The sequence below is a fragment of the Commensalibacter communis genome, assembly GCF_947179015.1.
GTDB classification, from domain to species: Bacteria; Pseudomonadota; Alphaproteobacteria; order Acetobacterales; family Acetobacteraceae; genus Commensalibacter; species Commensalibacter communis.
On sequence record NZ_CAMXCM010000001.1, the window covers coordinates 401,459 to 416,048 of the forward strand.

Here is a 14,590-nt window from a genome sequence, read left to right on the forward strand (position 1 = left end):
TTATATCTTTTGGGCAAGATCTGGATATTGATCGAATAATCTTAATAAAGCAGCTTGTTTATTTCGTCCTGCTATAATTGTTTTGATTTTCCATCCTGATAACGTAAGTTCTGTTCTTTGAAAATGATACGCAAAACAGGCTAATAGAAAATGGATCAAAAATAAAATAACAAATGGCGGGTGTAACCAAAATTTTAAAGAAATACACAGGCTTAATATAATTAATCCGTGTATCCAGCTTTTTTGGATAAATAAACCAATTGCGCCCAAGACCAAAACCATCCAAGAAAATCCATTAGGAACAAGTTTGATATTTCTGGGGTATTGTGGATTGGTATAAACGGTAAAAAACTTCACAAGACACCTTTGGTAGATGGAATGTTATTTAAGGCACGAGCATCCAATTCACATGCACAGCGTAAAGCTCTGGCAGTGGCTTTGAAAGTTGCTTCGGCAATATGATGCGAATTACGTCCTGCACGTCTGATTGCATGTAGATTAATATGCGCACTCATGACAAAACCGCGAAAAAATTCTTCGAACAGTTCTGTATCCATTTGCCCAATTTTTTGTGTAGGGAAAGATACATCCCAAGCCAAATAAGGACGGCCAGAAATATCAATGATGACTTCGCTAAGCGCTTCATCCAAAGGAACCGTAGCTTGTCCAAAACGACAAATCCCTTTTTTATCCCCAATGACTTGACGAAAAGCCTGTCCCAAAGCAATCCCTGTATCCTCGACACTGTGATGATCGTCTATATGAAGATCCCCTTTGACGACCAAATCAAGATCAAACAGACTATGTTTAGACAAAGCGGTTAGCATGTGGTCAAAAAAACCAATCCCTGTATTAATATTAGATTTTCCAGTGCCGTCAATATTTAGCGTCAACTGAATATCTGTTTCCGAAGTTTGTCTGTGTATGCTGGTTTGTCTTTGCTGGGTCATAAAAGATTCTGTGTCCATTGATAATGATTACTGGCGATACAAGATAGAAATATAAGGCCAAGAAAAAGAAAAGACAATCTTATAGAAATAGAATAATGTAAGAAAAATTATTTTTTATTAGTTTTTATCAGTTTTTAATTTTTTTATTCGAGATACTGTGAGTGTTTGAATACTAAAAATACGATATATGGTTTAATATTCATATAGTGGATTAGCAAATGTCAAATATTGATTTTTTACTTTCACGTTTTTCGAGCGGTGCTTTGAAAGAGCCAGCACCTTCGGATCAACAATTGCATCAAATTCTGTCTGTGGCAATGCGTGCGCCAGATCATGGAAAGTTGCGTCCTTGGCGTTTTATCGTAATTCCAAGGGAAAACAGAGCCGCATGGTTGCAATCAGTTGAGCAATCCATGCAAAAACCAGAATATGATTATCCTGCATCCTATTTGCCAAAAGTGCAGCATAATTTTTCATGCGCGCCGATGGTGATAGCACTTGGCATGCGTCAATTTACGCAAAAAACCAGCGTTTCTGTTGATGAACAACTAATGGCTAGTTCAGCTGCTGTGATGAATATTCTGAATGCTGTGCATGCGTTGGGATTTGGTGCCAAATGGGTTACCGGTCCAATTGCTAATAAAGATATTGTTGAAGGGCTAGGGTTCCAAGAACCTTATCGGATGCTTGGTTTCTTATTTATCGGCAGTTTATGTGAGTCTGAAGAAGCTCCACCTCGCGTAGCGGTAGATGATTATGTTGCTGTTTGGAACGGGAAGCCTGTTCAATTCAAAGTAGATATTTAAGAGTATATGACCTACTTAAGAATAAAATTATATTAATTTGGGAGAGTATCAAATGCCATTACCAATGGATAAGAAAGATGTTGTTGTTATTGGCGGTGGCCCCGCTGGTTTAGGGGCAGCATTATCCTTAGAGGCATTGGGATTACAGGTTACTGTAATTGATCCAGCACCGTTACATGCTTTAGAAAACCCGTCATTTGATGGGCGTGAAATTGCGTTGACCCATCACACGGTTGCGTTAATGCAATCAATGGGGGTGTGGGATCGTATTCGACCCGAAGATATTTCTGTGATACAAGAAGCACGCGTTGAAAATGGTGATGAAAATGACCCTTTAACCTTTGATACCAAAGGCAAAGATGAAGAGGCGTTAGGATATTTAGTTCCAAATTGTGCTATTCGTAAATCTTTGTTTGAAGAAGCACAAAGCCGCGAAGGAATTACCATTTTACCTGAACAATCTTGTGAAGATCTGGCTTGTTTTGTTGATTATGTAACGGTTCAAATTAAAGGCGAGAAATTTACTGCAAAATTAGCTGTGCTTGCCGATGGACGTTTCTCTAAAACCAGAGATCATCTTGGCATCGGGTATCATTTACATGATTTTCATCGCCATATGATGGTAACTCGTTTAGAGCATGAATTACCACATCATGGGGTTGCGTTACAGTGGTTTGATAAAGGTCAGACGATTGCGTTACTGCCATTGAATGGCAATATGTCATCGATTGTTTTATCGTTACCTCCTGATGAAATGAACAAGGTTCGGTCATTAGACCAAGATGCCTTTACCGCCGATATTAGCCAACGACTACAAAATCGCTTAGGCAAAGTTAAGTCTGTTTCCTCACGTCATGTATATCCATTAAAAACAGTCTTTTCGAACCGATTTGAAACTCGCCATACGGCACTCGTTGGAGATACTGCGATTGGAATGCATCCAATTACAGCACATGGATTTAACTTTGCAATGACCGCGCAAGAGATTTTAGCACAAGAAGTTGAAGCAGGAATCGAACGTGGTGAAGAAATTGGTGCGGCAAAACAACTGCGCCGTTATGAACGTCGCTTAAGACAAAAAACATTCGCAATGTTCACAATTACCAATACGATTGCCACTTTATATACCCGTGAAGAAAAAGGATTATGGCTGTTAAGACAAGCCGGAATGCGTGCTGCTAATTTATTAAAACCTCTAAAAGATAAAGTTGTGGATCAATTGATTGATAAAAAAAGACGGTTATCCTCATCGTCAATAGACACAAAATAGTTATAGAAATAAAGATGAGTAGTATCCTTTTGGTCGTGAAGTTATCGTGATGAGAAATATTGTAAAATATGGATTTACAACCTTATTACTATCCGTAAATATCTCAGCTTCAGCTGAAGTTGTTCATTCGCTGGATCAGATTAACCCTAAGATGCATAGTCAAGATGGCAAAGCCAATTTTGCAAAAGAAATGAATGGGGATACACTACCCAATGAGTTTGGTAGCGATTTTTGGTCAACGCAGACAGCGTTAAAGCCCAGTGATATAATCAATATTATTGCTCCACAATATAAAAATGACAAATGGAGTCTGGTGGGGATGAAGGCTTGGCCAGGGCAAAAAGATCGTTATATTGTTGTGGCTTGTTCTACAAAGATAAAAAAAGAGATATTGGATAAATATCAAGAAAATAGTTGTTCGTACGAAGTCGATCCAAGAGATAAAATTATTGTAGCTGTTCTGGATTATGATGGCTCAGGAATGCCAAAACTTGCCGCTGAGCCATATATTGAAACAGTTGCGAGTGATGAAAATGGTTATGTCAACAATGACAATGGAGATGAGCTTGAAAAAAGTGCATTTAATCTAAAAAATAGAGACGATGGAGTTGTCGTAGGGAATTTGCAAAATTTAGATTTCGCGCATTACCAAGTAAATCCTCAAACTCTGGCGTTTGGTATTCGTTATGGCGCAGAGGTAGGGTATTCAGGAGGAAATGCGTCTAATCAATCGATGACTTTGTTTGCTATTATGCAAGGAAAACTTCGTCCGATTTTAAAAACAGATATGTATCATTTTGCAAATATTGCGGGTGAATGGCATAATGACGGAACTCGCGATCACGATATAACCGAAGAAGAGTATATTTTATCTTTTTTACCCCATCAAACAAATGGATTTTACGATATAAAATATACTCAAAAAGGGACTAAAAGTAAGAAAAGCAAAATCTATCGATGGAATAATCAAAAACTATACTATCAATAGTTTGCTTTCATTATCTTTTTATAATTCTGCTTTTCGTCTTTGTTGACGTAATACAGATTCAATCCAGTCATTCAGTTCCCGAGTAGTCTTCTCTGCGGTTTCTAAATCGGGATATATTTTAGGAAAACGCAAGGATAACCAACGCCACGCAACAAGACGTTTATGGCGTTTTTCTGCTCGTTCTAACTCTTGACGTGATGCATTGCTTGGATGAGGAAGCTTGCCAGTGCTGGGTGCAGAAATTTCTTTACCAGCAGCATGATCGGCTGCCCAACGCGTTAAGCGTTGAATACCATTATCACGATCATCAACAGGACAGACCGAATATGTCCAGCGATCTTTTAATTCTAATCCTTGCACACCTTCTAATGCTGAGGCAATCGCAAAGGTTTCTTCCATCGGGGCGAGGCGATAATTCGGATCATCAGGACGTAATACCGCGCGTTTCAATCGTGTTAAAACACCAAACAAGCTGTCAGAGTTAATTTCGTTGGCAATAAGCTGCACAATATCACTGTCAGGTTGCACCAAAGGTCGTAAGTCCTTCAGGATTTCAGGCGGTGCTTCTAATTGACGGCGAATGAAATCGGGATCACCAGCACCTGCGAGTAAACCAACGGTTCCTGTTTCATGCTTTCCATAACGTCCTGCACGACCGCCAATTTGCTTGACTTCTTGAGACGTAAGGGGACGTCTGCTGGTTCCGTCAAATTTATAAATAGTGCTGAAAATCACCCGTTTGATTGACAGGTTCAATCCCATACCAATCGCATCAGTAGCAATCAGGATTTCAGCTTCACCATCATTAAAGCGTTTAGCTTCGGCACGTCGAACCTCTGGACTTAATGCGCCGTAAATGACAGCAACTCGATGCCCTTTTTGCATAAGAACTGCACGTAAATCCAAGACTTCACGCCTGGAAAATGCAATTAACGCATCACCAGCGTGAAGCTGGTTTAGTCGAATAGGGGCAGAAGCTGTTTGTAAAGCACTTTTACGCTCCAGAGAGATTTCTTCCCAAGGGTCATCACAGAGTCGGGCTATATTTTTAACAATCGGAATACATTCAGGCGATCCCAGAACAAAAACTTGTCGTGCTGGCACACCCATAATCGCAGCCGTCCAAGCAGCCCCTCGATCTTGGTCGGTCAGCATTTGTGCTTCGTCGATAAGTGCAACATCGACAGGATTATCCATTGGACACATCTCAACTGTCGCAGCTAAAAACTTGCTATGAGGAATAAGTTGGCGTTCTTCTCCCGTTTTGAGGGATGCGCCGATGTCTCTTTCTGCCAGGGCTTCTTTGAATTCGTGCGCTAATAAACGTAAAGGAGCCAAAGCAATTCCGCTTTCGCTCTCTGCCATCGTTTTTAAAGCAGTGTAAGATTTTCCACTGTTTGTGGGGCCAGTAACAATAGTAATACGGCGTTTTAAACTGCGTGCTGTGACAAAGTGACCTGCATAACGATCCATCGCTGCAACACTGGCAAGGACTTTATTTTTGATATTCAGATCACCCAAATTGATAAAAGCGTTCTTTTTCCCTTTGGTTGGTGTATCATTGCGCCAGTTGGAGATTTGAGGGCGTAACGCTTTAATTTCTTTGGGATCAAAACGCCAAATATCTTTGCCATGTTTTTTTATTTTTTGGGCAACTGGAATTTTATTTTCAGCAATCCAGCGTAAGACTTCTTTATGAGAACAATGTAGCAAAGCAGGGATTTCTTTAAAAGAAACAAGGCTGTCTTCCCATTCTCTTTGCTTTTTAATTTCGTCTTTTTTACGATCACGAGCCTTTTGATGAATTTCTTGATCTTTTTGCTGCTGCTTTTGCTCTTGATAGACAATATCTTCGATGAAATGTTCGGTAGCATCAGGGTCTAATTGAAAAGCCAATGCAATATCTTGTGCCATTAAGCGCAGCGATTTGCTACCAATAATGGGTTTGCCACTATCAAGCAAATCCGTGTAAAGGGTTTGAAACGAGTCATTAGCGTTTTTACCGTTTTGACGTAGCCGTGTATGAAGGGCTTGTTCTAACGCATTATGTAAAGATTCTTCGTTGGGGTCTGGATCATGAATGAAAGAGACTGCCCAAGCAATATCTTCGGATTGAATCCAATGTTTATTCTCTTTTTGAACTTGTTTATTTAGATGTTTTGCCCATTCTTTTCTGCGAATAATGCAAAGTAATTTGTTAAAAGTTGCCGTTGAGATTTCGGTTTGCTCTGGTTGTAAATTACGAGCAATTAATTTTAATAACCGAGGTTCTTCTTGAGCACTTAGGGTAATAGGGCTTTGTTGTAATGCTTTTTGTAAGGCAAGTTCAGCAGGAGATAAATTCATGAATTTCCAAAAAATAAAGGATATGTCCAAAAGTAAAAAGAGAATAAAATCAAAGAAGTTATTGAAAGTGCAAACGGATTTCGAATATAACTAAGAATGATTATAATCTATTGATTTTTATTTTGTCACTTTAAATAGCTTTGAGGCATGATATTAGCTATTATTTAACGAAAAGAGTAGTGATAATTTTTTAAAGTTAAAAAAACTTATAAATACTCTTTGAAATCTGTTCAATTTTGGATAGGAATGGGTTAAAGTACATTCGAAATGTGAATAATTTTTATTTACGCAATAATTTAGGTTAATTTAGTAGGAGCCTCTTTATAATGTCTGAACCAATCGTTATTGATAGTTCTTTTCGTCTGACAGACCCAACCAAAGAATATAGCCATTTAAATGCAGAAAAAGTGTTGACGGTTCATCATTGGACTGATCGTTTATTTTCATTTACTTGTACTCGCACATCCAGCCTGCGCTTTGAGAACGGTCAATTTTGTATGATTGGGATCGAAGTTGACGGTAAGCCTTTGTTGCGTGCGTACAGCGTCGCTAGTGCAAATTATGAAGAAGAGTTAGAATTCTTATCTATCAAGGTTCCAGATGGTCCATTAACCTCTCGTCTATGCCATATGCAAGTTGGCGATACGGTTTTAATTGGGCGTAAACCAACGGGGACATTGGTGCTATCTAATTTAAAGCCAGGTCGTAACTTGTACTTCTTCTCCACCGGAACTGGGCTTGCACCTTTTATGAGTCTGATTCGTGATCCTGAAGTCTATGAAAATTTTGATCATGTGATTTTAACACATGGCGTTCGTACTGTGGGTGAATTGGCATATCGTGATTATATTACCAAAGAACTTCCAAATCATGAATTCCTTGGTGAAGATATTGCTAAAAAGTTGATTTATTATCCAACGGTTACGCGTGAAGATTTTCCTGTTCGTGATCGTATTACAACTTTGGTGAATAATGAGAAATTGTTCTCTGACATTAACTTACCTGTGATGGATCCAGAATTGGATAGAGCCATGATTTGTGGTTCACCAGAAATGTTGGTTGAAATCAAAGCTATTCTTGAAAATCGTGGCTTTACGGAAGGGAACGGGAATTCTCCTGGTTCTTTCGTTATTGAAAAAGCATTTGCGGAGCAATAATTAATGACATATGACTTTGACCTTATCGTAATCGGAGCAGGTTCTGGTGGCGTTCGTTGCGCACGAATTGCTGCTGGACATGGCGCGAAAGTTGCCATTATTGAAAAACAACATTGGGGTGGAACCTGTGTAAATATTGGTTGTGTTCCTAAGAAGTTAATGATGTTTGCCAGCACCTTTGGCGATTTGGTCGAAGATAGTCATGGATATGGCTGGGATACGAAAAAAGGTCAGCATCATTGGCAACAGTTGATTGAAGCAAAAGATAAGGAAATTAATCGTTTAAACGGTATTTACGTATCAATGCTTCAAAAAGCTGGTGTGACGATCTTTAGAGGCGCAGCCTCTTTTAAAGATGCACATACGATTAATATCGCACAAAGCGTTTTATCTGAAGATAATGCTCAAGGTAAATTAAATATTACCGCAAAGCATATTGTGATTGCGACCGGTTCATCACCAAGTCTTTTAGATATTGAAGGCAAAGAACACGCAATCGTTTCTGACCAAGCTTTTTATTTAAAAGAACGCCCTCAGAGAGTATCGATTGTAGGTTCCGGATATATTGGGATTGAATTTGCTGGTATTTTCGCAGGTTTGGGATCTCAAGTAGATTTAGTTTATCGACAATCGGTTCCCTTACGTGGGTTCGATCAAGATATGCGTGAAGCGTTATATGATGCTATTGATGCACGCTCTAATATTACGCAACATACTAGGGTATCACCTGTTAAAGTTGTTAAAAATGATGATGCTTACCAGCTTCATTTAGATAATGACGAAGTGATTACAACGGATTGCGTATTTTTTGCAACGGGTCGCCATCCTAATATCGAAGGGCTGGAGTTAGATCTGGCTGGGGTAGGCGTGACTAAGAAAAAACAAATTATCGTTAATGATGATTTTGTCACTTCTACTCCTAATATTTACGCTATTGGCGATGTGATCGATAAGATTAATTTAACACCTGTTGCTATTGCTCAGGGACATGCGCTAGCAGATCGTCTATTCGCAGGAAAAACTCGTAAGAGTGCTTATGATGCAACGCCTAAAGCAGTTTTCTTTTATCCGCCTTTGGCAAGTGTTGGATTGTCAGAAGAAGAGGCAGCTGAAAAAGGTGAAGTGGAGATTTACATTTCACAATTCACATCAATGAAGTATGCATTTACCCAGCGTAAAGTTAAAACTTATATCAAGATGATTGTTGATAAAGCCTCACAACATGTTGTTGGATTGCATATGCTTGGTGATGATGCCCCTGAAATTATGCAAGGGTTTGCGGTCGCCATTGCTTCGGGTTTAACGAAAAGTGATTTCGATCAAACGATTGGTATTCATCCATCTTCAGCTGAAGAGCTTGTTACGTTAAGACAAGTAACAAGAACCAGCCAAAAACAATAATACTATAATTATCTTGGGGTTAACCAACCATTGCCAGTTGAGTCCCCAAGTTTACCGCTGCCCATTGGGCCACTTTCCCTGTAAGCAGTTCCGTAACGTGAGAGATTAGCCCCACTGACAGGATCTTTTCCTTCTTTTAACGCCTGCTGGTGCTCTGGATCAGGACCTTTGGTCATATCCATCGAGGGCGCATAAGTATAACCAGGAGGTGGGGCTCTACGACCACGAACGGTAATATGTTCGCCATTACCAGAGTTATTATTTCCAGAGGTTGAGGACTGTGCATTCGTGGACTGTCCTGAAAGACCTGGTAATGTGGCACTGTTAGAGTTCACATTCATCTCTTGTGCATAACTGTTTGTTATGAGTAAAGGCGTGATTAGGAATAGCCCGTATAAGCTATGTTTCAGCCAGTGCATTTTAATATCCTTTTACTTCTTTGAGCGGTAAGAATTGCATATTCTATAATAAATACAATTCATTTTATATAAAACTGATAAGAAAATATAGATTCAAAATGATTTATTTGTGGCAAGTTCATTAAAATCTGATCAAACAGAATAAATAAAATTCATTGTTTTATTAAAGAATAAATGGGTTTATTGTCCAAAATTGAGTTGACGACAGTTCATATGATATTATTGATTCTAGGAATTGAGAGGCAAGCTATTATTTTTATAGATTTTTGCTTAATCTAAAATAGTATTGTTTTTTAGAGGGTAACTGTGATGGATCTTCAAGCGATTAATCCGATTGTTTATAATGCTTGGTTACAAAGAAAAAACGGAGGGTCACGTTATTATACGCCAAGTACAATTGAGCAATTACAGCAAATTGAAGATAGGGTCGGCTGTCATTTGCCTGCGGATTTTACTGAATTTATGCTTAAGTATTCATGTGTTGCACCGACACCGAAAAATAAATGTTCATGCTTTAAAGTGGACTACGTCACAGGTGCTAAACTTGGGATGATTTGGGGTTTAGTAGATTGTGCAAAATCAATTATAGACGCTACGGCATTTTATCATGAAACCTCTCCATATAATGATGAAATTGGCCCTAGATTACCAAAATCTTTGTTACCTTTGACCAGAAGTGAAGAGGCTGCTTTATTGATTGATTTGCGACCAGAAAGTTTTGGCAATATCCTTTATCATCCTGATTTGACTTATTATACGTTTGGCACGGATCTTAATGATTGGTGGAGAGTGGGCTATGTTGCACCAACTTTTACAGATATGCTTAAAGAGTTAAATACTGAAGAAGTCATTTGCCAACGTTATAACTTGCAACTTGGGAACTATGACTAGATTTACTTTGCATATTGACAGTAGGAACGACAAGCTGAAGTTTTATCTGTGATTTACTCTTCTTGCTAAATAATCTCCAACCCATTGAATGGCAGAAATCATAATGACCAATAATATAGTAACAATCAAAGTAATATCATTTCTATAATCTTGATATCCGTATTTAATAGCATATCGTCCCAATCCGCCTGCACCAATCGTTCCAGCCATTGCTGAAATGCCAATAACAAGAATAATGGTAACCGTAAAGCCAGAAATTAATCCAGGTAAAGCTTCGGGTAAAAGAACTTCTCTGATAATGGTTAATCGGCTGCCACCCATTGCTTTGACGGCTTCTATCAATCCTTGATCGACTTCTTTTAAAGAAACCTCAGCAATGCGGGTAAAGTAAGGAATGGTTGCAATGGATAAAGGAATAATAGCGGCTTCTGTTCCAATAGACGTTCCTATGATAAATCGTGTCACAGGGATTAAAGCGACTAATAGAATGATAAAGGGAATAGAGCGAAATATATTGATGATAATACTGACAATTTTATTAGAAATAGGGGCAGGGCGTAACCCGTCAGGTGCAGTAATGACTAAGAATAAAGCAATCGGTAGTCCACCAATCAATGTTAAAAAGCTACAAGCAGCAGTCATTTCTGCTGTATCTGCAATGGCTTGATAGAGTTGCGTTAACAGGTAGGGTGAGAGATGAAGTGTGTTTGCAATAAAAGCGTTCATTTGATCTAAACTAGAGGTTAACATATCCAATTCTTTCAACTGTTTCTACACCCATTGATGCCAAAGCATGAATTGTTTTGTCGCAATCTTTTGCAGGAACAGCCAGGAATGACGTGCCGATAGGGGTTTCCCTGATATGAGAGATACTTCCTTCTAACAAAGAAGCAGAAATAGAAAAATCTTTTTGTAAGTCAGCAATGAGCGGTTTTCTGACGACATTGCCAAACATAATGACATGCAAAATCGCATAATCATTAGGTGCAGGTTCATCATGTAATAGGTTCGTAATGCTGGCTGGTAAAGAAGGTTGTTCTTCGGTTAATAATTGTTTTGTTGTCTCTGTCTTAGGATGAGAAAATATATGAGCAACAGCACCTTCTTCAATAATCTGTCCTTTTTGGAGGACAATAACACGATCTGCCAATAAGCGAATAACACTCATCTCATGCGTAATCAAAATGATTGTGAGCTTTAGCTCTTTGTTGATTTGCAATAATAATTCAATAATTGAACGGGTGGTTTCTGGATCAAGGGCAGAGGTTGCTTCGTCGCAAAGCAGTAATGCAGGATCGGCGGCTAATGCTCTTGCTATACCTACACGTTGTTTTTGCCCGCCTGAAAGCTGTGCAGGATAATTATTGGCTTTATCAGGCAATCCAACTAAATTAAGTAACTCTTGTGCTTTTTGATATCGTTTTGCTTTTGGCATACCAGATATTTTAAGAGGTAAAGCAACATTTTTTAAAACGGTTTTATTACTGATTAAGTTAAAGTGTTGAAAGACAAGCCCAATTTTCTGACGCAAAGGTAGTAATTCTTTACGAGGCAAATTAGCAATATCTTTCCCTTCAATTTTGACCTTACCCGTATCAGGTTGCTCTAATCCAGCCAAACAACGTAAAAGGGTTGTTTTTCCAGCGCCAGAATGTCCGATAATTCCTAATATTTCACCTTTTTTAACAGAGAAAGAAAGGTGAGACAAAGCAATATGATTGTCGAAATTTCGGCAAACATCGTCAAATTCGACGACAGGAACATCAGGGGTGTTTTCAGAAGGTAAGATCATTTTTTAAAAATATATAGTAAAGAAAAGGTTTATTGCCAAGCAGGTAGGATTGCCCCATGATATTTATCTTCCATAGCTTTTTTAACAGCATCAGATTGGAAGCTTTCAACCAGTTTTTTAATTTCTGGGCGGTTCTCATCACCTTTTCTGACCACGATGATATTTGCGTATGGATTATTCAAACGATCTTCTTGTAGAAGGACTGACTTAGGATCAATCTTGGCAGAAATCACGTAATTGGTGTTAATCGATGCCATACTGACATCATCCAAAGAACGGGCAAGTTGAGCTGCGTCAAGTTCAACAAAATCATAATGATGAGGATTTTCTGTAATATCAGCTAAACTCGGTAAAGCAGGGGCGCCTTTTTTAAGTGTAATAAGCCCTTGTTTTGCAAGTAGATTTAAAGCACGACCTTGATTGGATGGATCATTTTGGATGCCAATTTTTGCTCCATCAGGTAGCTCTTTTAAAGACTTAATTTTATGAGAGTAAAATCCTAAAGGTTCAACCCAAGTTTTACCAACAACAGCAAGCTTATATCCACGTGCTTTGACCTGTGCATCCATAAAAGGAATATGCTGGAACGCATTCGCATCAATATCTTTGCCCACTAATGCTTCGTTAGGGAGGTTGTAATCGTCAAAATCGATAAGTTGGACATTAAGATTTTTTGTTTTTGCAACATTTTTTGCAACAACGGCTAGATCTTCTTCTGGGCCGGATACAACACCGACTTTGATCGTTTTGTCTTGTGAATCAGCAGCTTTGGTTTGAAGTGCTGTAAACGAGCAAAGTGCAAAAGCAACAGAACCAGCAAGAATAACTCGACGAGATAAAGAAGAAAACATAAGCAAAGCCCCTTGTGATGCAAGTGAAAATGACCAGTTTATTTATAAAATTGAGTTTATATCTATAGTAAAATTTTAAAAAAACAATAGTTAAACTACAACTTATAAAGATAATATCTTTTTTAAGGTGAAATAAAAAACGATTATTTTAAGGTAAATTGATATTTTTCTATAGGAAAAATCTAAAAATACGATACAATAATTAAGCCTTATATGCATGAAACTTCTTATTCTAATTCGTGATATAACGTATTATTTAAATTTTGTAACTTTTAATAATTGATTAGGATATACCCGATGAGTGAACCTTCTTCGAACTCTGGAACCAAAAATTCATCTTGGAAGTCAGATAGCTGGCGTTCATTTCCAATTAAGCATGTCCCAGAATATCCTGATCAATCTGCTTTGGCTGAAACCGAAGAGAAGCTCAATCGATATCCACCCTTGGTTTTTGCTGGTGAAACACGCCGTTTAAAGCAACAATTGGCATTGGCATCACAAGGGAAAGCCTTTGTGTTACAGGGTGGGCCTTGTGCCGAAATATTTGAAGAATTTACAGCAGATATTATTCGTGATGTGTTCCGCGTGATTTTACAAATGGCGGTCGTCCTAACCTACGGAGCAAAAGTGCCTGTGGTTAAAATTGGTCGTATCGCAGGACAATTTGCCAAACCACGTTCATCAGATAATGAAACCAAAGATGGTGTCAGCCACATGTCCTATCGTGGGGACATCATTAACGGTATTGAATTTTCTGAAGCCTCACGAGTGCCAGATCCAAAACGGATGGAGCTTGCTTATTTCCAATCAGCAGGCACATTAAACTTAGTTCGTGCTTTTGCTAATGGGGGGTACGCGAATTTAAATGAAGTACATCGTTGGAATTTAGATTTTGTTCAACGTTCTCCATTAGCAGAACGATATAGTGTATTATCAGAAAAAATTGGTGAGACATTAGCATTTATGAATGCTTGTGGGTTAACAGGTCACAATACACCTCAAATTAATGAAACTGATTTTTATACATCACACGAAGCCTTGTTACTTCCTTATGAACAGTCATTGACCAGAATTGATTCAACTTCTGGTGAATGGTATGATTGTTCTGCGCATTTCTTATGGATTGGCGACAGAACACGTCAACCAGATGGTGCTCATGTTGAATTCTTACGTGGTATTAAAAACCCGATAGGAATCAAAGTCGGGCCTAGTGCTAATATTGAAGATTTATTAAAATTATTGGATATTTTAAACCCTGAGAATGAGCCTGGACGCATCTCTTTAATTGCGCGTATGGGTGCAGGTAAAGTTAAAGAATTGCTTCCTCCTTTTGTAAAAGCAGTAAATGAATCAGGTAAAATTGTGACGTGGTTATGTGATCCAATGCACGGCAATACCATTTCAACAAGTGATGGCGTAAAAACACGTCCATTTGATGCAATTTTATCTGAAGTAATGGGATTTTTTGATGTTATGGCATCGGAAGGTGCAATTCCAGGTGGTGTGCATGTTGAAATGACAGGGGCGAATGTAACCGAATGTATTGGTGGTGCGCATCATTTAACCGAAGCAGACCTAGGGGAACGCTATCATACATTCTGTGATCCTCGTTTAAATGCTGAACAATCTCTTGAAATGGCCTTTTTAGTTGCAGAAGAGCTGGCTCAACGTCGTGTTGCTGCGAATAAAGAAAAATAACCCAAGGTTTTTGAAAGAGCA

The 14,590-nt window shown here is 38.5% G+C and carries 14 protein-coding genes; 7 read left to right on the forward strand and 7 right to left on the reverse strand.

Translation table 11 applies throughout. The features are described from left to right. Both PQG54_RS01890 and hisB read right to left on the reverse strand, forming a co-directional pair. Window positions 1–357, reverse strand: coding sequence for a hypothetical protein (locus PQG54_RS01890; protein ID WP_271789161.1), 357 nt, complete (start codon window positions 355–357; stop codon window positions 1–3). Continuing rightward, complete coding sequence (gene hisB / locus PQG54_RS01895; protein ID WP_271789160.1) at window positions 354–950, reverse strand: imidazoleglycerol-phosphate dehydratase HisB; 597 nt, start codon at window positions 948–950, stop codon at window positions 354–356. Before hisB ends, PQG54_RS01890 begins: the two co-directional genes overlap by 4 nt. 218 nt (window positions 951–1,168) lie before the next feature. Here hisB and PQG54_RS01900 point away from each other — a divergent pair, with 218 nt between their 5' ends. From PQG54_RS01900 to PQG54_RS01910, 3 genes are read left to right on the forward strand one after another with little or no spacing between them, the layout of a single operon-like run. Next, on the forward strand, window positions 1,169–1,756 hold the full coding sequence (locus PQG54_RS01900) for a nitroreductase family protein (RefSeq protein WP_271789159.1): 588 nt from the start codon (window positions 1,169–1,171) through the stop codon (window positions 1,754–1,756). A 52-nt stretch (window positions 1,757–1,808) separates the two neighbouring features. After that, the gene (gene ubiM / locus PQG54_RS01905; RefSeq protein WP_271789158.1) at window positions 1,809–3,026 is read left to right on the forward strand and encodes a 5-demethoxyubiquinol-8 5-hydroxylase UbiM; all 1,218 of its coding nucleotides are present in this window, start codon (window positions 1,809–1,811) and stop codon (window positions 3,024–3,026) included. A gap of 49 nt (window positions 3,027–3,075) precedes the next feature. Next, window positions 3,076–4,014 carry a hypothetical protein gene (locus PQG54_RS01910; protein ID WP_271789157.1) on the forward strand — a complete coding sequence of 313 codons (939 nt, stop codon included), beginning with the start codon at window positions 3,076–3,078 and terminating at the stop codon, window positions 4,012–4,014. An 18-nt stretch (window positions 4,015–4,032) separates the two neighbouring features. Here PQG54_RS01910 and PQG54_RS01915 read toward each other — a convergent pair whose 3' ends face one another. Beyond that, the gene (locus PQG54_RS01915; protein WP_271789156.1) at window positions 4,033–6,360 is read right to left on the reverse strand and encodes a helicase-related protein; all 2,328 of its coding nucleotides are present in this window, start codon (window positions 6,358–6,360) and stop codon (window positions 4,033–4,035) included. A gap of 326 nt (window positions 6,361–6,686) precedes the next feature. Here PQG54_RS01915 and PQG54_RS01920 point away from each other — a divergent pair, with 326 nt between their 5' ends. Then, a complete protein-coding gene (locus tag PQG54_RS01920) occupies window positions 6,687–7,517 on the forward strand; it encodes a ferredoxin--NADP reductase (protein ID WP_271789155.1) in 831 nt (276 codons plus the stop codon). Window positions 7,518–7,520: 3 nt separating this feature from the next. Next, window positions 7,521–8,918, forward strand: coding sequence for a glutathione-disulfide reductase (gene gorA, locus PQG54_RS01925; RefSeq protein WP_271789154.1), 1,398 nt, complete (start codon window positions 7,521–7,523; stop codon window positions 8,916–8,918). A gap of 8 nt (window positions 8,919–8,926) precedes the next feature. Here the strand turns inward: gorA and PQG54_RS01930 are convergent, their stop codons facing one another. Next, window positions 8,927–9,337, reverse strand: coding sequence for a hypothetical protein (locus PQG54_RS01930; RefSeq protein ID WP_271789153.1), 411 nt, complete (start codon window positions 9,335–9,337; stop codon window positions 8,927–8,929). A 309-nt stretch (window positions 9,338–9,646) separates the two neighbouring features. On the opposite strand from PQG54_RS01930, the gene PQG54_RS01935 reads away from it, so the two are divergent. Continuing rightward, the gene (locus PQG54_RS01935) at window positions 9,647–10,228 is read left to right on the forward strand and encodes an SMI1/KNR4 family protein (RefSeq protein WP_271789152.1); all 582 of its coding nucleotides are present in this window, start codon (window positions 9,647–9,649) and stop codon (window positions 10,226–10,228) included. Window positions 10,229–10,270: 42 nt separating this feature from the next. On the opposite strand, the gene PQG54_RS01940 is transcribed toward PQG54_RS01935, so the two are convergent. From PQG54_RS01940 to PQG54_RS01950, 3 genes are read right to left on the reverse strand one after another with little or no spacing between them, the layout of a single operon-like run. Further along, complete coding sequence (locus PQG54_RS01940; RefSeq protein WP_271789151.1) at window positions 10,271–10,978, reverse strand: methionine ABC transporter permease; 708 nt, start codon at window positions 10,976–10,978, stop codon at window positions 10,271–10,273. Further along, window positions 10,965–12,020, reverse strand: coding sequence for a methionine ABC transporter ATP-binding protein (locus PQG54_RS01945; RefSeq protein WP_271789150.1), 1,056 nt, complete (start codon window positions 12,018–12,020; stop codon window positions 10,965–10,967). Before PQG54_RS01945 ends, PQG54_RS01940 begins: the two co-directional genes overlap by 14 nt. Window positions 12,021–12,049: 29 nt before the next feature. Then, window positions 12,050–12,871 carry a MetQ/NlpA family ABC transporter substrate-binding protein gene (locus PQG54_RS01950; RefSeq protein ID WP_271789149.1) on the reverse strand — a complete coding sequence of 274 codons (822 nt, stop codon included), beginning with the start codon at window positions 12,869–12,871 and terminating at the stop codon, window positions 12,050–12,052. 297 nt (window positions 12,872–13,168) lie between these two features. Between PQG54_RS01950 and PQG54_RS01955 the strand changes: the two genes are divergently transcribed. After that, window positions 13,169–14,569, forward strand: coding sequence for a class II 3-deoxy-7-phosphoheptulonate synthase (locus tag PQG54_RS01955; protein WP_271789148.1), 1,401 nt, complete (start codon window positions 13,169–13,171; stop codon window positions 14,567–14,569). Window positions 14,570–14,590 lie beyond the last annotated feature (21 nt).

Coding starts and splice junctions, on each gene's coding strand:
- PQG54_RS01920 (WP_271789155.1), top strand. CDS start 6,687: ATGTCTGAACCAATCGTTATTGATAGTTCTTTTCGTCTGACAGACCCA.
- PQG54_RS01950 (WP_271789149.1), bottom strand. CDS start 12,871: ATGTTTTCTTCTTTATCTCGTCGAGTTATTCTTGCTGGTTCTGTTGCT.
- hisB (WP_271789160.1), bottom strand. CDS start 950: ATGACCCAGCAAAGACAAACCAGCATACACAGACAAACTTCGGAAACA.
- PQG54_RS01935 (WP_271789152.1), top strand. CDS start 9,647: ATGGATCTTCAAGCGATTAATCCGATTGTTTATAATGCTTGGTTACAA.
- PQG54_RS01940 (WP_271789151.1), bottom strand. CDS start 10,978: ATGTTAACCTCTAGTTTAGATCAAATGAACGCTTTTATTGCAAACACA.
- PQG54_RS01945 (WP_271789150.1), bottom strand. CDS start 12,020: ATGATCTTACCTTCTGAAAACACCCCTGATGTTCCTGTCGTCGAATTT.
- PQG54_RS01900 (WP_271789159.1), top strand. CDS start 1,169: ATGTCAAATATTGATTTTTTACTTTCACGTTTTTCGAGCGGTGCTTTG.
- PQG54_RS01915 (WP_271789156.1), bottom strand. CDS start 6,360: ATGAATTTATCTCCTGCTGAACTTGCCTTACAAAAAGCATTACAACAA.
- gorA (WP_271789154.1), top strand. CDS start 7,521: ATGACATATGACTTTGACCTTATCGTAATCGGAGCAGGTTCTGGTGGC.
- PQG54_RS01910 (WP_271789157.1), top strand. CDS start 3,076: ATGAGAAATATTGTAAAATATGGATTTACAACCTTATTACTATCCGTA.
- PQG54_RS01955 (WP_271789148.1), top strand. CDS start 13,169: ATGAGTGAACCTTCTTCGAACTCTGGAACCAAAAATTCATCTTGGAAG.
- PQG54_RS01930 (WP_271789153.1), bottom strand. CDS start 9,337: ATGCACTGGCTGAAACATAGCTTATACGGGCTATTCCTAATCACGCCT.
- ubiM (WP_271789158.1), top strand. CDS start 1,809: ATGCCATTACCAATGGATAAGAAAGATGTTGTTGTTATTGGCGGTGGC.